We start from the raw sequence: 17,795 nt of genomic DNA, 5'->3' as shown, positions 1-17,795 counted from the left end.
TTTGACCATGGAGACCGACGTGAACGCAACTGCAACGCTGTGGCTGTATTTTGTCCTTGTATTCGGCATCATCGCCCTGCCCGGGCTCGACATGGCCTATGTGCTGGCCAATGCGCTGACCGGCGGCCGCGGCGCGGGCCTGGCCGCGGTGGCGGGCATCGTCGCCGGCGGCATCTGCCACATCGCGATGGGCGCGCTCGGCGTGGCGGCCATCGTGCGCCTCTGGCCAGCGCTCTTCAACCTGCTGCTGGTCGCCGGCGCAGCCTACATCGCCTGGATCGGCTGGCAGCTGACGCGCGCGGGCGCGACCACGCTCAAGGTGCGCCTGGATGCGCCAGCGCGGCCGCCGGCCTCGGTATTCCTGAAAGGGATGCTGACCTGCCTGCTCAATCCCAAGGCCTATGTGTTCATGCTGGCGGTGTTCCCGCAATTCCTGAAACCGGCGCAGGGGCCGATCTGGGCCCAGGCCACGGCGCTCGGCCTGATCACGGCCGGCACCCAGGCCGGCGTGTATGGCGGCGTGGCCCTGCTGGCGCAGCGCGCCGGCGGCTCGCTCGGGGCCAGCGGCCTGGCCACGCGTGCAGTCGGCATGCTGCTGGTCGGCACCGGCGTGCTTACTGTCGTCCAGGGGTGGCAGGCATGAGCCGCCGTCTGCTGAACGGCGCCGCGCTGGCCTGCGCGCTGTCCATGTCGCCCGTCACCGCGGCCCTCGCAAGCGACTGCTGTCCGGTCGTCGAACTGCGCCAGTACACCATGTATCCCGGCAAGCGCGACGAGCTCATCTCGCTGTTCGAGGAACGCTTCGTCGAAAGCCAGGAAGCCGTCGGCATGCGCATCGCCGCCACCTTCCGCGACCTGGCCGGCCCGAACCGCTTCGTCTGGGTGCGCGGGTTTACGGACATGCAGGCGCGCCACGAGGCCCTCACCGCTTTTTATTACGGGCCCGTATGGCAGGCGAACCGCGAGCGGGCCAATGCCACGCTGGAGGACAACGACAACGTGCTGCTGCTGAAGCCCGCCTTTGCCGGCAGCGGCTTCGTGCTCGATGGCCTTGCGCGGCCCGCCCTGGGTGCAAGCGCCGGCGGCCGGCTGGTGGTGGCCACCATCCACTATCTGCGGGCAGATACCCTGCCCGGCTTCGCCGCTGCCTTCAGGCGCGACATGGCGCCGCTGCTGGAACGAAGCGGCGCGCGCATCCTCGCGCAGTATGTGTCGGAGAAAAGCCGGAACACCTTCGCGCGTTTGCCGGTGCGCGAGAAGGAATACGTGTTCGTGAGCTTTGCCGCCTTCGACGATGCAGATGCCTATGTCAGGCAGCAGCGGGCGCTGGCGGCGGATGAAAGCTGGCGCGGTGTGCTGGCCGCGCATGCTGCGGAGATGGCGCGGGCGCCGGAGACCTTGTTGTTGGAGCCGACCGGGCGTTCGCTGGTGCGCTGAAAGACCAGCCTTTGCCTAGGCAGGCCGGGTGTCGACGGCCTGCCTGCGTGGCCAATGGCCCCACAGGACGCCGAACAGGCAGGCCAGCAGGATGAATCCCCACTCCATGCCATGTTCGCCCGGGCCGGTGACATACCAGCCATGCGGGCGATGGAAATGGACGATGCCGAAGCTGACGATGACGATGTGGCCGAGGCAGGCAGGAACGACGGCGCGGCCGGCGATGAGCGCCACGCTGCATAGCGTCTGCAGGAGCAGCACCAGCCAGGCCAGTGCGCCTCCCATTGGATAGCCCAGGCTGCTGAGGTAGCCGCCGAAGCCAGGCGCGACATCGGCATAGTGGAAGTAGCCATGCAGGGGATGCATGAGGATGATCAGGGCGACGCCGATCCTCACGATGGCCAGCCCCTGGCCGGCATTGCCCGGCGTTGCTTCGAACCATTTATTCAGCATGAATCAACACCAATCCTTATCCGGCCGCATCTTGAGCCTTTTGGCCGCATCGATCACATCCTGCAGCTCCACCGGGTCGCTGAACGGATCCACGTCCAGCTCCGTCACCCGGTTCAGCTCCTTTTGCCAACGCCGCAATTCGGCGATGTATTCCTCATCCGGCACCCGTTTCAAATCGCCGTTTTCCTCGCACAGGTCGCAGATGCCGTTGTGCACCCACTCGCCCGTATGCCAGTCCGGCATGTCGACCGCGGGGAACAGGCAGATGCCCTGCAGGTCGATGCCGCGGTCCACGGCCGCCAGCGATTCCTGCATCACGTCCCGGAGCCAGCTGTCGCGTCCCTGGCCGAGGCCGCTGGTTTCGCCGATGATCATCGGCCGGTGGTAGCGCTGCCAGGCCATTTCCAGCATGTCGCACAAGGGGGCGATGCGGTCGTCGCCGGGCGGCAGCGGGGCGTGCGGGCCGTGCTCGCGGTATTCCATCTGGCCGAAGGAATACACATTGGCGCCGACGATATCCAGGATCTCCGGCGCGCCGCCGAATTCCGGGTGCTCGCGTCCGGCGATGATGTCCCAGGCCATGAAGGTGTCGACGCAGGTCTCGTGGTGGGCGGCCTCGATCTGGTCCGGGCGGTCGCGCGGGGCCACCACCCGCACCAGCGGATCGACGTGCACCATGCGCGCCTCCGGATCGACTTCGCGGATCGCCTTCACGCCGGCGATCGCGGCGCGGCACAGCGCCAGCCGCAGGCGCATGCGGTCTTCGCGGCGGCAGTGGTAGGGCGCGGCCCAGCCCCATTCGCCGGCGCAGAAGGAGAAGAAGGTGATCTCGTTGATGGGCGTGAAGAAGTGCGGGCCGCGGACTTTCGGCACGACGTATTCGGCGGCGGCGCGGCAATACCTGGCGAAGCGGTCGACGAATTCGTCGGAAAAGGGATCGAGATCGTCCGGATAACCGTAGTGGCAAAGGTCCCAGATCGGGATGACTTTCGATGCATTCATGGCCTCGATGAAGGGATCGACGTGCGAAAAGTCGTAGCTGCCGTCCTTGTCCACCGTCGGCCACGGGATACCTTCGCGGGCCACGGCGATGCCCAGGCGGCTCAGCTGCCGGTAATCCTCGGCGGCGTGGCGGTCATGCCCGGTTTCCGCGACCAGGTTGCGGCGCACGCCCTCGCCCCACAGGAAGGTCGAGCATTCGAAGCCGGACAAAAAGAATGTTGGAAAGATCCCCGGACGCTGTGCCACCCGACTCCCCTTTCGGTCATTCCCGCTCGCGCGAGCGGTCTTCCGGCCAGGCCTGGCGCGCGCAGGCGGCGGCCTGCTCGTTCCAGCGTCCATCCAGCACCATGCAGCGCTCGACCGAGGAACCGGTGCGGAAGCGCGACACCGCCAGCACCAGCACCAGGGCGAGTACCAGCAGCAGGCCGATGACGGACGGTCCCTTCATCATGCTAGGTGACCGATCGGGACGTGGCGGGACTGCGCGACCGGCTCCAGCTCCAGTATACGCGCAGGCCGAGCAGCACGGCGACGACCGTGCCCCAGACGATGGGCTGCTCGAAGTTGTGCTTGCCCGCTTTCATCCACCAGTAATGCAGGATGGCCAGCGGCGCGATCACGTAGATCAGGCGGTGCAGCTGGGCCCAGCGCCGGCCGAGGCGCTTGATCATGGCGTTGGTGCTGGTGGCGGCCAGCGGCAGCAGCAGGACGAAGGCGATGAAGCCGACCGTGATGAAAGGCCGCTTGAGCACGTCCTTCCACATGGCGCCGACATCGAACTGGTGGTCGGCCCAGAGGAAGGTCAGGAAGTGCATCAGGGCGTAGAAGAAGACGTACAGGCCCAGCATGCGCCGCAGGCGGATCAGCCAGTTCCAGCCGGTCAGGCGGCGCAGCGGCGTGATCGCGAGGGTGGCGCACAGCAAATAGAGTGCCCAGTCGCCGGTGCCGTGGGTGACGAATTCGACCGGCTCGACGGGCACCTGCTGGACGATCAGCCAGACGATGCGCGCAAACGGCAGCAGCGCCAGCACGAACAGCAGGCTCTTGATGGCGGCGAGCTGCTTCGGCGATGGGCTGATGCCCGGTCGTACTGGCGCGTTCTTTGTCATCGGGCCTCGCTCAGAAGTACTTCTTCAGGTCCATCCCACTATACAGGGAAGCGACCTGGTCGTAGCCGTTGAACATCAGGGTCTTGCGCTTGGGCGCGAAGAAGCCGCCTTCGCCGATGCGGCGCTCGGTGGCCTGCGACCAGCGCGGGTGGTCGACGTTCGGGTTCACGTTCGAATAGAAGCCGTATTCCTCGGGGGCAATGCCGTTCCAGGCGGTGCGCGGCTGGTCTTTCACGAAGCGGATGCGCACCAGCGACTTGGCCGACTTGAAGCCGTATTTCCAGGGCACGACGATGCGCACCGGGGCGCCGTTCTGGTTCGGCAGCACCTGGCCGTACATGCCCACCGTGAGCAGGGTCAGCGGATGCATGGCTTCGTCCATGCGCAAGCCTTCCACATAGGGCCATTCCAGCACGCGGCTGCCCACGCCCGGCATCTGGCGCTTGTCGGCCAGGGTCGTGAATTCCACGTACTTGGCAGACCCTAGCGGCTCGACCTGCCTGATCAGGTTGGCCAGCGAGTAGCCGACCCAGGGGATCACCATCGACCAGCCCTCGACACAGCGCAGGCGGTAGATGCGCTCTTCCAGCGGCGCCAGCCTGGTCAGCTGGTCGATGTCGAGGGTCAGCGGCTTCTTGACTTCGCCCTCGATCCGCACGGTCCACGGCCGCGTGCGCAGCGTGTGCGCGTTCTGAGCCGGGTCGGATTTATCCGTACCGAATTCGTAGTAGTTGTTGTAGTGGGTCGCGTCTTCGAAGGAGGTCTGCTTTTCCGTGGTCGACAGGCCGGCGTTGCGGGCCGCAGCCAGCTTTGCGGCCGGCGTGCCCTGGGCGAAGGCTTCGCGATTGGCGAGCTCCCACAGCGAGGAGCCGGCCGCGGCGGTGGCCGCGATCTGGGCAATGAACTTGCGCCGGCCTTCATAGACCTCGCGCGGTGTGATTTCGGATGGGAACGGCAGATCGAGTCCGTTCGGGTTACGTTTGAAAAGCATGGCGGCTCCCGCAAAGCATGCCGGGCGCACACTTGCGCCCGACATATCAACCTTACACTATTTGGCGGGATTCAGCCGCGCAGGCAAGGCGTCAGAGCTTGCCGTAGCTGTGCAACCCCGACAGGAACATGTTCACGCCCAGGAAGGCGAAGGTGGTGACCAGCAGGCCGATCAGCGCCCACCAGGCGGCGACGCGGCCGCGCAGGCCGGACATCAGGCGCATGTGCAGCCAGGCCGCATAGTTCAGCCAGACGATCAGGGCCCAGGTTTCCTTCGGGTCCCAGGACCAGTAGCCGCCCCAGGCCTCGGCAGCCCACAGCGCGCCCAGGATGGTCGCCACCGTGAAGAAAGCGAAGCCGACCGAGATGGCCTTGTACATCACGTCGTCCAGCACTTCCAGCGCAGGCAGGCGGTCGGCCAGGATGCCGTGCGACTTCAGCAGGTAGGCGCAGCCGACCATGGCGGCCAGCGCAAAGGTGCCGTAGCCGATGAAGTTGGCCGGCACGTGGATCTTCATCCACCAGCTCTGCAGGGCCGGCACCAGCGGCTGGATCTCGGCGGCGTCGCGCGCCACCGTGTACCACAGCAGGAAGCCAACCGCGGCCGAGATCACCAGCAGCACGAACGGGCCCAGCTGGCGGGTGGCGTAGCGCTGTTCGTAGTACAGGTAGAACAGCGCGGTGATCATCGAGAACAGGATGAAGACTTCGTACAGGTTCGATACCGGAATGTGGCCGACGTCGCTGCCGATCAGGTAGGACTCGTACCAGCGCACCATCATGCCGGTGAAGCCCAGCACCACGGCGGCCCAGCACAGGGTCGAGCCGACGCTGGCGCCGAACGGCGACCTGGCGATCAGGCCGCCCCAGTAGAACACGGTCGAAAACACGAACATCGCGCTCATCCACAGGATCGCGGACTGGCTCGACAGCATGTATTTGAGGAAGAATTTCTGGTTGGCGGCATCGAGCGCGCCGCCGTACAGCGAGACCGCCAACAGCGACAGCACCGCGATCAGCGGGATCAGCCAGCGTACCGGCTTCCAGTGCCAGCCGAGAAGGGCAAAGGTGGGCGCGGCCAGCACCAGGATCGCCTGTTCGTAGACGTCCATGAAGCTGCCGTAGCGCTGCAGCGCGAACAGGCTGGCGGCCAGCAGGCCGGCGCCGAACAGCCAGTCGATGGCGGTGAGGCGCTTGAAGAAGCCGGGCGGCTGGGTATACACCGCCTGCGAGGAGGTGCCGGGGGTATGCGTTGCTTGAGACATAGATTCTCTCTCTTGTGTTCCAGGCCTAGCTTACGCCGATTTGCGCGGATTGCGGCAGCCTGGTCTTCAAATCGTCGAACTCGCGCTCGAAGTCGAGCGTCTTGCGCTGGGTGCTCATCGCCATAATCGCATGTGCATCACCGCCCTGTTCCTTCACCCACACCCAGATGCGGCGCTCGCGGATGTAGAACATCGAGAAGATGCCCAGCACCAGCAGCAGGCAGCCCAGGTAAACCACTTTCTTGCCCGGCGAGCGCGTCACCTGCAGCACCGAGGCCTTTACTTCCGTAAAGTCTTCGAGCGACAGATAGACCGGCGCGCCGTAGAAGAAACTGTCCGACAGCGCATTCGTCGCCAGCTGCAGGAAGCGGCCGTGCGCCTCGGTCGGCTCGACCGGCGCTTCGCCCGCGCGCGCATGGGCAGCCTGCCACAGCTCCCACATCGCGCCGTTGAGCATCTTCATGAACACATTCGCCGCCTTTTCCTGTTCCGCCGGCGGAATCCGCTCGAGGAATTGCGAGACCGCCAGGTAACCGCCGCCTTTGCCATTGCTGCCCTCGCCCGCGAAGATCGCCAGGGTCTTGGCCGCCGATTCCTGTAGCTGGCGCGCCAGCGTGGCGTCTTCCTTGGCCTGCGGCATGGCGCGCTCGGCATAGCGGCGCGCGGCTTCCTCGCGCAAGGCCGGGTCGGCCAGCGCGGCGCGCAGGCGCATCCATTCGCGCACGCCGTGCTGGTCGTCGGCGGGAATGCGCAGGAAGCTGAAGGGGTCGCCCGGATTGCTGCGCACGCCGGCCAGGTAAACCTCTGCCCCTTCGAGCGTCACCGGCTGCATGTAGTTCATGAATTCGCGCGCCTGGCCGGTCTTGTCGCGCAGCTTGTATTGCACGCTGGGGCCAACGTTTTTCAGATCCTTGTTGTTGGCGTTCTTGGCCGCCGAGCCGGTGTGCTGCGACAGGGTGCGCGCCAGCTGCGCCTCCAGCGACTCGCCCTTCTTGACGTCGCGCACGTCCTGGCCCTGACCCTCTTTCGTGTTCTCGACGTTGAAGGCGCGGAAGCCCGACCACTCGACGGTGTAGGGGTCGTCGCCGTGCTTCAGCTCGGTCGCATTGCCGACTTCGCCCTCGATATTGAAAGCCTTGTCGGACGCGCCGCTCATCGGATAGCCGGTCAGCTTCAGCTTGCTGCCGCCGTCCTCGATGCCGGACTGGTAGACCGCCACGCCGCGGTAGATCAGCGGCTGGTTGACCTTGATGCTGGCCGGGAAGGTCTTGCCGGTCTCGTGGTCGCGGATCGTGACCTCGCTGGCGAACAGCTTGGGCATGCCGGTCGAGTAGAAGTCGACGATGAACTTGTTCAGGTGGATCGTGAACGGCAGTTCCTGGATCAGCACGCCGTTCGCCTGCTGCAGGATGGCGGTGCTGCTGTTCTGCCCTTCCGGGATCATGGTGTTGCCGCGGTAGCTGGGATTGCCCAGGCCGAGGCGGTGCTGCGGCGGGATGGCCGAGATCAGGCCGGCGCCCATGTAGGGCGTCTTGCCCATAAACCATTGTTGAAAGCGGATGGGCAGGTCGGAATCGAGCAGGCCGCCCAGCAGGATGATGACGATCGCCGAGTGCGCGAAGATGTAGCCGAACTTGTTGGCGGCGCCCTTCTTGGCCGCCACCAGCACCCCGTTCGGCTTGTCGACCATTTTTACCCGGTAGCCGGCATTGCCGAGGCGCTGGGCGGTCTGGCTGGCCAGCGCCACCGCGCTGCCGTCCGCGGTCCACTCGGTCTTGTGATGGAAGTTGCGCAGCGATTCCTCGCGCACGTTCTCGCGCCAGCTGCGCATGTCGCGCAGCATCTTGGGCGCGTTGCGCGCGATGCACAGGCTGGTGGAGACGATCAGGATGGCCAGGATCAACAGGAACCACCAGGCGCTGTAGACCGCGTACAGGCCGAGTTTACGGAAGATCTCGAACCAGAACGGGCCGAACTGGTTGATATAGTCCGGTTCGGCCTTGTTCTGCTGCATGATGGTGCCGATGATGGCGGCGATCGCCAGCATGACCAGCAGGGCGATCGCGAAGCGCATCGACGACACCAGTTCGACCGCCTCGGCCAATGCGCGGCGGCGCGTCTTCAGTTCAATTCCGGTGGTGCTCATCGAATTCCTGGCGGGCGCCAGGCGCCCGGGTTGCTTCTGCTTACTTCAGGCCGGCGATGTAGTCGGCGACGGCTTTCATTTCCTCGTCCGACATGCGCTTTGCAAGCGCGCCCATCTGTGGGCTGTTGTTGCGCGCGCCGCTCTTGAAGGCCTGCAGCTGGTTGATGGTGTAGTCCTGGTGCTGGCCGGCCAGGCGCGGGTACTGGGCCGGGATGCCCGAACCGGTGGCGCCGTGGCAGCTGGCGCAGGCGGCCACGCCGCGGTCGGCGATGCCGCCGCGATAGATCTTGCGGCCCAGTTCGACCGTGTCCTTGTTCTTCGCCGCGCCCTGCTTCGGCTGCTGGGTGGCGAGCCAGGCGGCGATATTCGTCTTTTCTTCGTCGCTCAGCATCTTGGCGTAGGTGGTCATCACCGGCTGCTGGCGGTTCGGGGTCGTGAAGTCGACCAGCTGCTTGTGGATGTAGGTGTCGACCTGGCCGGAAAGCTTGGGATTGGCGACGATGGTGGAGTTGCCGCCGGCGCCGTGGCAGGATGCGCAGGCCGGCAGGCCGCGTGCGTTGTCGCCGGTGTCGTACAGGGAACCGCCCTTGGCGGGGTCGGCTTTCGGGGCCGCTGCGCCATGGGCCGCATCGGCGGCGGAGGCGCTACCGGCAAACGCCAGGGTCGCGAGCAGCAAAGACTTTACGATTGCCGCGCCAGCGGCCGGGAAAAACACACGATTCATTCAAGCACCCTGAAAAAGTAGAAATATTCTTGCAGTTACAGTGCAGCGGCCATGCTCGTGTCCTGCCGATCGACTTACAAACGACAGGTAACTCCCTATTGTACAATAGCTTTGTTTCCGAACCGCCTTTTTCGTTGCCTTTTTCGCTTCACTTTCCGCATACTCTCCCATGTCCAAACTCTGGCAAGCCCGTTTTTTCACGACCGTCAACCAGCTGCGCGACCTGCCGCGCACGCAGGCGCCGGAAATCGCCTTCGCCGGACGCTCCAATGCGGGCAAGTCGACGGCGATCAACATCCTGACCAACCAGAAGGGTCTCGCCTTCGCGTCCAAGACGCCCGGCCGCACCCAGCACATCAACTTCTTCTCGATCGGCGGCGCGCACATCGCGATGCACCGCAAGGACCCGACGAACGTCGACGAGATCCGCGCCCTGCTGGTCGACCTGCCCGGCTACGGCTATGCGGAAGTGTCGGGCGACGCCAAGCTGCACTGGCAGCGGCTGCTGGGCGACTACGTGCAGCGCCGCGAGCAACTGGCGGCCCTGGTCCTGATCATGGATTCGCGCCGCCCGTTCACCGAACTGGACATCCAGATGCTGGAATGGTTCGCCCCGACCGGCAAGCCGATCCACTGCATCCTGACCAAGGTCGACAAGCTGAACCGCAACGAATCGACCAATGCCCTGCGCCAGGCGCGCCAGGTGCTGGACAGCTACGTGGACGAGGAAGGCAATGGCTTCCCCTTCACCGTGCAGCTGTTCTCGGCCCTGAAGCGCGTCGGCATCGACGAAGCGAACGACAAGATCATCGAACTGCTGGGTCTCGAAGACGACGAAGAAGACGATAGCGCCGCCCCGCAGGACGATTCACTCTGATTATTTTCCGAGGACCGACATGACTATCATCACGCCATCCCAGTACCCTGCCGTCCGCATGCGCCGCATGCGCCGCGACCCGTTCTCGCGCGCCCTGATGCGCGAAAATACCGTCACCTCGTCGGACCTGATCTATCCGGTCTTCATCCTCGACGGCCAGAACCAGCGCCAGCAGGTGGCCTCGATGCCGGGCGTGGAACGGGTCTCGGTGGACCTGCTGATGAAGGTGGCCGAAGAATGCGTGAACCTCGGCATTCCGGTGATGGCGCTGTTCCCGGTGGTCGACCAGTCGCTGAAGACTTATGACGGCGTCGAAGCCACCAATCCTGCCGGCCTGGTGCCGCGCGCAGTGAAAGAGCTCAAGCGCAACTTCCCGCAGCTGGGCATCATGACCGACGTCGCGCTCGATCCCTACACGACCCACGGCCAGGACGGCCTGCCGGACGAGAACGGCTACATCGTCAACGAGAAGACCATCGCGATGCTGACCCGCCAGGCCCTGGCCCAGGCCGAGGCCGGCGTCGACATCATCGCCCCGTCGGACATGATGGACGGCCGCATCGGCGCGATCCGCATGGCGCTGGAAGAGAAGGAATTCATCCACGCGCGCATCATGGCCTACTCGGCCAAGTATGCCTCCGGCTACTACGGTCCCTTCCGCGAAGCGGTGGGCTCCAGCGCCAACCTGGGCAAGGCCGACAAGAACACCTACCAGATGGACCCGGCCAACAGCGACGAAGCCCTGCGCGAAGTGGCGCTGGACATCGCCGAGGGCGCCGACATGGTGATGGTCAAGCCCGGCATGCCCTACCTGGACGTGGTGCGCCGCGTAAAGGACGAGTTCAAGGTGCCGACCTTTGCCTACCAGGTCAGCGGCGAATACGCGATGCTGCAGGCCGCTTTCCAGAACGGCTGGCTGGACCCGGACAAGGTCCTGCTCGAGACCATGATGTCCTTCAAGCGCGCCGGCGCCGATGGCGTGCTGACTTATTTTGCGTTGGACGTGGCGCGCCGCCTGAAGGCGATGGCCTGAGTTTTATGTAATCAGATCCTGCCGATCCGCATGGCGATCGGCCAGGACACGGGGCGCCTGCGATTCGGGTCGCCCCACAGCGCCGCGAGGTCGTTCGCGAATGCCATCAGCAGTTCTTCCCGCCCCGCTTCCCTGGCGCTGCGCACCGCGGACCAGGTCGTCAGATAGCCGAGGAATTCGGACAGGTGCCAGTCGAGGCGGATCGCCAGCGCGGGCGGCGCCAGTTCTTCGAACGGAAACTCGATCGTCGCGTAGCCGTTATCGACCAGCTTGCGTTCCGGCGGCCAGTACGGCCCGATCTCTTCCCAATAAAATGCCTGGAAGCGCGCATCGAGCGCCGGTTCGAGCTCGAGCACGCCGTAGCTGACCAGCGCCAGGATGGCGCCCGGCACGGCGATCCTGCGCACTTCCTTATAAAAGGCCGGCAGGTCGAACCAGTGCGCAGCCTGGGCTGCGGTAATCAGGCTGGCGCTCGCGTCGGGCAGTGGAAGCTGCTCGGCCGGCGCGCAGCGGTAATCGATGCGTTCGTTCGGGACCGCGTTGGCGATCTGGTCGGCGCTCGGGTCGAGCCCGACGACCTTGTCGAAGCAAGGCGCGAGAAGCTGGGTCAGCTGGCCGTTGCCGCAACCGACGTCGACGGCCAGCCTGTTATCCGGCGCCATCGAGGCCAGGCGCGTGGCGAGCTGGCGGGGGTATTCCGGCCGGAAGCGGGCGTAGGCGCGGCCGCCCTGGTCGAACCAGTTGCGTGCGGTTTGCGTATCAGTCGGCATGCAAATGTTTCCTTTCCATTTCGGCTTTCGCCGCAGTGACACGGGCTGAAAATCCTTCACGCTCCAGGGCTTCGGCCGCCGCTTCCAAAACCTGCCGCAAGGGGTAGCCGAGTTCCGCCTCGAGCCTGTCGATGGCGGCGAAGGTCGCCACCCAGTGCCGTTCGAGCTTGCCGACCAGGGTGCGCCCGGCGGCGGTGAGGCGGATACCGCTCTTGCGCCCATCCTCGAGGGCATGGCGCGCAATCAGTCCGCCGTTTTCGAGGAGGGCGACGGTCTGGCTGATCGCGCCCTGGGTCAGGCGGGTGCGCTCGGTAATCGCGGTCACCGTCTGCGCGCCGGCGTGCAAGGCGCGCAGCACGGGGGTGTAGCGCGCCCGGTAGCTCAGGCTCATCGCGCGGTAGTGCTCGTCGGCGCCCTGCTCCACCAGCTCGCCTACATAGCGGAGCAGTTCGCCGAGGCCCGGATCCTGTTTGAAGTCCATGCGCCCCATAATACATTAGCGCTAATGTAAATTCAACGCGCAAAAAAAACCGCGCATGACGCGCGGCTTTGCTCATTTCGGCGGCTTATAGTCCGGGAACATTTCCTTGTACAGGAAGTCCATCAGTTCCTTCGTGTCCGCCGGTCTTGCCGACAGGGTCACGACCTTGTTCAGGCGGTGCGAATCCCATTCGAAGTCGCCGTTCTTTTCCTTGCGGATCAGCTCGATCATCTTCTTGACGATGGCGGTCTCGATGTCCGGCTCGCTGCCGCGGTCGACCGAGGCCGTGGTCAGCCAGCGCCGCTTGAAGTTCGGATTCCAGCCGCGGAACTTGACGTCGGCATGGCTGAAGGTTTTATTGGTGACGCTGAACACGCCGCCGGTCTCGTTCGGATCCTGGCCGCCGCGGCCGTTGATGGCGGCGATGTTGGCGAGGGCGTTGCGCATGCCGCGCTGGGCGTCGCTTTCCTCGGCCGGCTGCTCGCTGCGGGCGCCGCGCGCCTGGCGGCGCTTTTCGATGAAGGCCGCCATGTCGGTTTCGTCCGGCTGCAGCCTGGTCTCTTCCTTCGGCTGCGGCTTGGGCTGCTCGACCGGCTTCTCGTTCGGCAGCGTGATCGTGTCCGGCAGGCGCGGCACGATGATCTTCGGCTGCGTGAACTTCGGCATGGCCGGCGCTTTCGACGGGGTCTGCTTCGGCGCCGGCTCGGCGGCTTGCGGGGTCGGTTTGTTCGGTTTTAAAGGCGGCAGCCAGACGACGGCTTCGCCGGCCTTGGGCGGCGCATGCTTCTCGGTCTTGGGCTGGAACAGGTAGACCGCCACCAGCAGCAGGTGCAGGCCGACCGTGACGATCAGGCCGGTACGGTTCGGCTTCCGTTGTCCGTAAGTGACCACTGTCCGTCCGGGCAGCGGCTGGCCGCAATGTGCGCAGACATCGCTGTCCTCCGAATGGATGTGGGAATGGTCACGCAAGATGGTTGAACAACTTTCCGGGAAGTAGCAAAGAATGGTCCGAGGGCCGCAGTCTAACCTGTTTTGGGTAAGCCGCACATGTTTGTTGGACCTTCGCTAACAGCTTACAAGCTGCCGGAATTGATGGTTGTTACAGAATGTATCCGTGACGCGACAACGGGTGGTGCCCACCCTACCGTGTCGTAGGGTGGGCACCCCGAGCCCACGCACCGGATCAAGCGGCCTTGGTCAGGACGACCTTCGGCGCCTCATGATGATGCTGAGTTTCCAGCGCCGCCAGGTGTTCATCCGTCATCGGCCCCTTGCCGCTGTACCGGTCGAGGTACAGGTAAATGACCGGGGTGATGTACAGCGTGATGACCTGCGAGAAGATCAGGCCGCCGCACACTGCCAGGCCCAGCGGCTGGCGCAGCTCTGCGCCGGCGCCCAGGCCGAGTGCGATCGGCAGCGCGCCCATCAGCGCAGCCAGGGTCGTCATCAGGATCGGACGGAAGCGCAGGATGCAAGCTTCGCGGATCGCCTGCTCCGGGCTCATCCCCTGGTTGCGCTGGGCGTCCAGGGCGAAGTCGATCATCATGATCGCGTTCTTCTTGACGATACCGATCAGCATCAGGATGCCGATCATGGCGATCATCGTCAGGTCCATGTTGAACAGGCGCAGGGTCAGCAGCGCGCCCACGGCCGCCGACGGCAGGCCGGCCAGGATGGTGATCGGGTGGATGAAGCTCTCGTAGAGCACACCCAGCAGCACGTAGATCACGCCCACCGCCGCGATGATCAGGATCAGCTGGCTCGACTGCGAATCCTGGAAGACCGCCGCGTCGCCGCCGTACTTGGTGATGATCGCGGCCGGCAGCTTCATGTCGCGGCCCATCTGCTCGATCGCCGCGGTGGCGTCGCCCAGCGGCGCATCCGGCGCCAGGTTGAAGGACAGCGTGATCGCCTGCAGCTGGCCCTGGTGGTTGACGGCGATCGGGCCGACCGTGCGCTTGACGGTGGCGAGGCTGGACAGCTGCACCAGCTGGCCGGTCTTGCTGCGCACGGACAGGCGCGACAGCGCGTCCTCGAACTGGCGGTCTTCGGTGGCCGTCTCCAGGATCACATAGTAGCTGGCCGCGGTCGAATAGATCGTCGAGACCTGGCGCTCGCCGAAGGCGGCGTACAGCGCAGTGCGCACGTCGCCCAACTGGACGCCCAGCAGGTTGGCCTTGTCGCGGTCGATGTCGAGGGTGGCCTGCAGGCCCTTCTCCTGGGTGTCGCTGGTGACGTCGCGGAACAGCGGGTTGTTGCGCATCCGCTCCTGGAACTCGTTGGCCCAGTGGCTGATGTCGCCGCCCGACACGCTCTGCAGTGTGTACTGGTAGCGGCTCTTGGACTGGCGGCCGCCCAGCTGCAGGTTCTGCACCGGCGACATGTAGACGTTGACGCCGGCGACCCCGCGGGTGGCCTTGCGCAGGCGCTCCATCACCTGCGGCATCTTGTCGCGCTGGTCGCGCGGTTTCAGCACCACGAACATGCGGCCATTGTTGCCGCCGCCCGAGAAGGCGGTCGTGTCCTGCACCGCCGGATCGGCCTGGACGATGGCCGCGACGCGGGCGTGCAGCGCCTGCATGGCGGACGACGAGATGTCTTCGGCGGCCTCGGTGGACACACGCAGCTGGCCGATGTCTTCTTCCGGGAAGAAGCCTTTCGGGATGGTCGTGTACAGCAGCACCGTCAGCGCGAAGGTGCCGAAGGCGATCAGGAGCACCACGAAGCGGAACTTGAGCGCCACGTCGAGCGTTTTCGCGTAGGCGTTGCGAACCTTGGCGAAGCCGCGCTCGAAGTGGCGGCCGATGAAGCTCTTTTCTTCGTCGGGGCCGTGGCCGTGCTCCGGCAGCAGGCGCGAGGACAGCATCGGCACCAGGGTCAGCGAGACGATCGCCGACACCAGGATCGCCAGGCCGACGATCACCGCGAATTCGTGGAACAGCAGGCCGATCACGCCCGGCATGAAGAAGATCGGAATGAACACCGCCACCAGCGAGACCGAGATCGAGATGATGGTGAAGCCCATCTCGCGCGCGCCTTCCAGCGAGGCGCGCAGCGGCTTCTTGCCCATTTCGATGTGGCGCACGATGTTCTCCAGCACCACGATCGCGTCGTCGACCACCAGGCCCACCGCCAGCGTGATGCCGAGCAGCGAGATGTTGTCGAGGCTGTAGCCGAAGGCGTACAGCAGGCTGAGCGCGCCCAGCAGCGAGATCGGCATCGTGATGGCCGGGATGAAGGTCGCCGACACGCGGTGCAGGAACAGGAAGATCACCAGCACCACCAGGCCGACGGTCAGCGCCAGCGTGAAATTCACGTCGTGGATCGCTTCGCGGATCGACTTCGAGCGGTCGTTGACCAGGTTGATCTTGATCGAGGCCGGCAGCTGCGACTGGAAGCGCGGCAGCAGGTGGCGCACGTGGTCGACCACGGCGACGGTGTTGGCGTCCGGCTGGCGCTGCACCAGCAGCACGATCGAACGCTCGCCGTTGTAGGAACCATAGGCCTTGGTCGACTGGTAGCTGTCCTCGACGGTGGCGACGTCCTTCAGGCGCACCGGCTGGCCGTCGCGGACGGCGACGATCAGCTCGGAGAAGTCGGCCGCTTTCATCATCTGCGGCGGGCCCTGGATGGTGAGCGTCTGCTGCGGGCCGTCCAGGATACCGAGCGCGGCGTTCGAGTTGGCCGTGCGCAGCGAAGCCGCCAGCTCGTCCATCGTCAGGTTACGCGCGTTCATCAGGTCGGTCTTGGCGCGCACGCGCACCGCGAACTTCTTGCCGCCGTTGACCGACACCTGGGCCACGCCCGGCAGGGTCGAGATGGCCGGCGACACCAGGTTCTCGGCGTAGTCGTTCAGCTCCGACAAATTCATCGACGGCGAGGTCATGGTCATGAACAGCACCGGCGCGTCGGCCGGGTTGACCTTGCGGTAGGACGGCAGGTCCGTCATTTCCTGCGGCAGCTGGCGCTGGGCGCCCAGGAGCGCGGCCTGGACGTCGACCGCCGCCTTGTTGACGTCGATCGAGGAATCGAATTCCAGCGTCAGCGAGGTGTTGCCCTGGGTGCTGGTCGAGGTGATCAGGTTGATGCCGGCGATGGTCGAGAACTGCTTCTCGAGCGGCAGCGCCACCGACGAGGCCATGATCTCCGGGCTCGCGCCCGACAGGTTGGCGTTGACGTTGATGACCGGGGTGTTATAGCTGGGCAGCGCGGCGACCGGGATGTGCATGTAGGCCAGCACGCCGACCAGGATCAGGCTGATCGACAGCAGCACGACCATGATCGGCCGGCGGATACAAAGTTCCGAGAGACTCATGCGGGACCACCTTTTTTGCCGCCCTTGTCCATGTCGGACGCCAGGCGCACCTTGTTACCCGGGCGGACGTTCTGCTTGCCCTCGGTGATGATCTGCTCGCTGCCGGTCAGGCCGCTGACCGCGGCATCGGTGCCGGCGCCGTACAGGCGCTGCACCGGCACTTGTTTTGCCGAATGGTCAGGATTCAGCACGTAGACGAAAGTGCCCTGGGCATTCGTGATGATCGCGTTCTGCGGCACCACCACGGCGTCCTTGATGGTCTGCACCGTCACTTTCGTGCCGACGTACTGGCCCGGCCACAGCGTGGTGTCGCGGTTGGCGAATTCGGCCTTGACCTTGATGGTGCCGGCGGCCGGGTCGACGGTGTTGTCGATGAAGCTGAGGGTGCCGGTGACCGGCGCCATGCCGGCGCCCGGGCTTGCCTCGACCTCGATCTTGCCGCGCTTTTGCGCCGCCAGCAGGCCGGGCAGGCTCGACTCCGGCAGCGTGAAGGCGATCGTGATCGGGTCGAGCTGGGTGATGGTGGTGAGCGAAGTCGCCGGCTGCACCAGGCTGCCCGGGTAGACCGCGATGCCGCCGACGCGGCCGGACATCGGCGCACGGATGGAGGTATAGCTGGTGCTGACGCCGGCCGCGCGCGCCGCCGCGGTATCGGCCTGCAAGGTGGCCCTGGCCTGGTCGACCTGGGCCTTCAGCGTGTCCACGGCGCTCTGGGCGATGAACTTCTGGGCCACCAGCTCCTGGCTGCGCTTGAGCTGGCGCTCGAGGTCGGCCACCTGCGCGCGGTCGCGTTCGACCTGGGCCTGGGCCTTGTCCTGGTTGGCGCGGTCGGCGCGGTCGTCGAGCGAGAACAGCAGCTCGCCGGCCTTCACGAACTGGCCTTCCTTGATGTGGACCTGGCGGATGGTGGCCGTGGTCTGCGGGTGCAGGTCGACGGTGCGGATCGGCGTGACGGTGCCGTTGGCCTGCTGGACCACCGGCACGTCGCGGCGTTGCGGCGCCACTACATTGACGACGGCCGGCGGCTGGCCGCCCTTGCCCTTGGCGCCGGCGGCACCGGCGTTCGCGCCTTCTTTTTCCTGGCTGCAGCCGGTCGCGCCGGCAATGACGATGACGGCGGCGGCGATGGCGCCGAGATGATGCTTTTTCATTCCACTCCCTGTGCCGCCTATGCCGGCGGCTTCGTTTTTATA

The 17,795-nt window shown here is 65.5% G+C and carries 17 protein-coding genes; 4 read left to right on the top strand and 13 right to left on the bottom strand.

Features of this window, described 5'->3' with window-relative positions; all coding sequences use genetic code 11:
• Positions 1–19 precede the first annotated feature (19 nt).
• Entirely contained in the window at positions 20–643 is a 624-nt protein-coding gene (locus tag LQV39_RS08825; protein WP_230023931.1) for a LysE family translocator, read from the top strand.
• A complete protein-coding gene (locus tag LQV39_RS08820; protein ID WP_230023919.1) occupies positions 640–1,437 on the top strand; it encodes an NIPSNAP family protein in 798 nt (265 codons plus the stop codon). The genes LQV39_RS08825 and LQV39_RS08820 overlap by 4 nt, the downstream gene beginning before the upstream one ends.
• Before the next feature lie 15 nt (positions 1,438–1,452).
• Here LQV39_RS08820 and LQV39_RS08815 read toward each other — a convergent pair whose 3' ends face one another.
• From LQV39_RS08815 to LQV39_RS08780, 8 genes are all read right to left on the bottom strand, one after another.
• A complete protein-coding gene (locus tag LQV39_RS08815; protein WP_230023910.1) occupies positions 1,453–1,890 on the bottom strand; it encodes a DoxX family protein in 438 nt (145 codons plus the stop codon).
• 3 nt (positions 1,891–1,893) lie between these two features.
• Complete coding sequence (locus LQV39_RS08810) at positions 1,894–3,102, bottom strand: b-glycosidase (RefSeq protein WP_230023898.1); 1,209 nt, start codon at positions 3,100–3,102, stop codon at positions 1,894–1,896.
• 52 nt (positions 3,103–3,154) lie between these two features.
• Positions 3,155–3,343: a hypothetical protein gene (locus LQV39_RS08805; protein ID WP_230023886.1), complete on the bottom strand. Its 189-nt coding sequence runs from the start codon at positions 3,341–3,343 to the stop codon at positions 3,155–3,157.
• Between the two features lies 1 nt (position 3,344).
• On the bottom strand, positions 3,345–4,001 hold the full coding sequence (locus LQV39_RS08800) for a sulfite oxidase heme-binding subunit YedZ (RefSeq protein WP_230023876.1): 657 nt from the start codon (positions 3,999–4,001) through the stop codon (positions 3,345–3,347).
• 10 nt (positions 4,002–4,011) lie between these two features.
• Positions 4,012–4,992, bottom strand: coding sequence for a protein-methionine-sulfoxide reductase catalytic subunit MsrP (gene msrP, locus LQV39_RS08795; RefSeq protein WP_230023852.1), 981 nt, complete (start codon positions 4,990–4,992; stop codon positions 4,012–4,014).
• A gap of 91 nt (positions 4,993–5,083) precedes the next feature.
• Entirely contained in the window at positions 5,084–6,256 is a 1,173-nt protein-coding gene (gene ccsB / locus LQV39_RS08790; protein ID WP_230023831.1) for a c-type cytochrome biogenesis protein CcsB, read from the bottom strand.
• A 25-nt stretch (positions 6,257–6,281) separates the two neighbouring features.
• Positions 6,282–8,402 carry a cytochrome c biogenesis protein ResB gene (locus LQV39_RS08785; RefSeq protein WP_230023821.1) on the bottom strand — a complete coding sequence of 707 codons (2,121 nt, stop codon included), beginning with the start codon at positions 8,400–8,402 and terminating at the stop codon, positions 6,282–6,284.
• A gap of 40 nt (positions 8,403–8,442) precedes the next feature.
• Positions 8,443–9,126, bottom strand: coding sequence for a cytochrome c (locus LQV39_RS08780; protein ID WP_230023814.1), 684 nt, complete (start codon positions 9,124–9,126; stop codon positions 8,443–8,445).
• A gap of 169 nt (positions 9,127–9,295) precedes the next feature.
• Here LQV39_RS08780 and yihA point away from each other — a divergent pair, with 169 nt between their 5' ends.
• Positions 9,296–10,003 (top strand): ribosome biogenesis GTP-binding protein YihA/YsxC, encoded by a 708-nt coding sequence (gene yihA / locus LQV39_RS08775; protein WP_230023808.1) that lies wholly within the window; start codon positions 9,296–9,298, stop codon positions 10,001–10,003.
• A 19-nt stretch (positions 10,004–10,022) separates the two neighbouring features.
• Positions 10,023–11,036 (top strand): porphobilinogen synthase, encoded by a 1,014-nt coding sequence (gene hemB, locus LQV39_RS08770; RefSeq protein ID WP_230023789.1) that lies wholly within the window; start codon positions 10,023–10,025, stop codon positions 11,034–11,036.
• Between the two features lie 11 nt (positions 11,037–11,047).
• Here hemB and LQV39_RS08765 read toward each other — a convergent pair whose 3' ends face one another.
• The 5 genes from LQV39_RS08765 to LQV39_RS08745 form a co-directional block, all read right to left on the bottom strand.
• Complete coding sequence (locus LQV39_RS08765) at positions 11,048–11,806, bottom strand: class I SAM-dependent methyltransferase (RefSeq protein ID WP_230023781.1); 759 nt, start codon at positions 11,804–11,806, stop codon at positions 11,048–11,050.
• Positions 11,796–12,287 (bottom strand): MarR family winged helix-turn-helix transcriptional regulator, encoded by a 492-nt coding sequence (locus LQV39_RS08760; protein WP_230023769.1) that lies wholly within the window; start codon positions 12,285–12,287, stop codon positions 11,796–11,798. The genes LQV39_RS08765 and LQV39_RS08760 overlap by 11 nt, the downstream gene beginning before the upstream one ends.
• A gap of 72 nt (positions 12,288–12,359) precedes the next feature.
• Positions 12,360–13,178: a hypothetical protein gene (locus LQV39_RS08755; RefSeq protein ID WP_230023757.1), complete on the bottom strand. Its 819-nt coding sequence runs from the start codon at positions 13,176–13,178 to the stop codon at positions 12,360–12,362.
• Positions 13,179–13,470: 292 nt separating this feature from the next.
• Positions 13,471–16,602, bottom strand: coding sequence for an efflux RND transporter permease subunit (locus tag LQV39_RS08750; RefSeq protein ID WP_230023744.1), 3,132 nt, complete (start codon positions 16,600–16,602; stop codon positions 13,471–13,473).
• Positions 16,599–17,753 carry an efflux RND transporter periplasmic adaptor subunit gene (locus tag LQV39_RS08745; protein ID WP_230023733.1) on the bottom strand — a complete coding sequence of 385 codons (1,155 nt, stop codon included), beginning with the start codon at positions 17,751–17,753 and terminating at the stop codon, positions 16,599–16,601. The genes LQV39_RS08750 and LQV39_RS08745 overlap by 4 nt, the downstream gene beginning before the upstream one ends.
• Positions 17,754–17,795 lie beyond the last annotated feature (42 nt).

Origin of the sequence: Massilia sp. Bi118 (assembly GCF_918697865.1) — a bacterium.
Taxonomy (GTDB): domain Bacteria; phylum Pseudomonadota; class Gammaproteobacteria; order Burkholderiales; family Burkholderiaceae_D; genus Telluria.
This window is presented reverse-complemented; position numbering and strand designations above follow the sequence as displayed.

Excerpts from the sequence above, each read along its gene's own strand:
- yihA (WP_230023808.1), top strand. The coding sequence starts at position 9,296 with ATGTCCAAACTCTGGCAAGCCCGTTTTTTCACGACCGTCAACCAGCTG.
- LQV39_RS08750 (WP_230023744.1), bottom strand. The coding sequence starts at position 16,602 with ATGAGTCTCTCGGAACTTTGTATCCGCCGGCCGATCATGGTCGTGCTG.
- LQV39_RS08815 (WP_230023910.1), bottom strand. The coding sequence starts at position 1,890 with ATGCTGAATAAATGGTTCGAAGCAACGCCGGGCAATGCCGGCCAGGGG.
- LQV39_RS08760 (WP_230023769.1), bottom strand. The coding sequence starts at position 12,287 with ATGGACTTCAAACAGGATCCGGGCCTCGGCGAACTGCTCCGCTATGTA.
- LQV39_RS08765 (WP_230023781.1), bottom strand. The coding sequence starts at position 11,806 with ATGCCGACTGATACGCAAACCGCACGCAACTGGTTCGACCAGGGCGGC.
- msrP (WP_230023852.1), bottom strand. The coding sequence starts at position 4,992 with ATGCTTTTCAAACGTAACCCGAACGGACTCGATCTGCCGTTCCCATCC.
- LQV39_RS08780 (WP_230023814.1), bottom strand. The coding sequence starts at position 9,126 with ATGAATCGTGTGTTTTTCCCGGCCGCTGGCGCGGCAATCGTAAAGTCT.
- LQV39_RS08805 (WP_230023886.1), bottom strand. The coding sequence starts at position 3,343 with ATGATGAAGGGACCGTCCGTCATCGGCCTGCTGCTGGTACTCGCCCTG.
- LQV39_RS08745 (WP_230023733.1), bottom strand. The coding sequence starts at position 17,753 with ATGAAAAAGCATCATCTCGGCGCCATCGCCGCCGCCGTCATCGTCATT.
- LQV39_RS08785 (WP_230023821.1), bottom strand. The coding sequence starts at position 8,402 with ATGAGCACCACCGGAATTGAACTGAAGACGCGCCGCCGCGCATTGGCC.
- ccsB (WP_230023831.1), bottom strand. The coding sequence starts at position 6,256 with ATGTCTCAAGCAACGCATACCCCCGGCACCTCCTCGCAGGCGGTGTAT.
- LQV39_RS08820 (WP_230023919.1), top strand. The coding sequence starts at position 640 with ATGAGCCGCCGTCTGCTGAACGGCGCCGCGCTGGCCTGCGCGCTGTCC.
- LQV39_RS08800 (WP_230023876.1), bottom strand. The coding sequence starts at position 4,001 with ATGACAAAGAACGCGCCAGTACGACCGGGCATCAGCCCATCGCCGAAG.
- hemB (WP_230023789.1), top strand. The coding sequence starts at position 10,023 with ATGACTATCATCACGCCATCCCAGTACCCTGCCGTCCGCATGCGCCGC.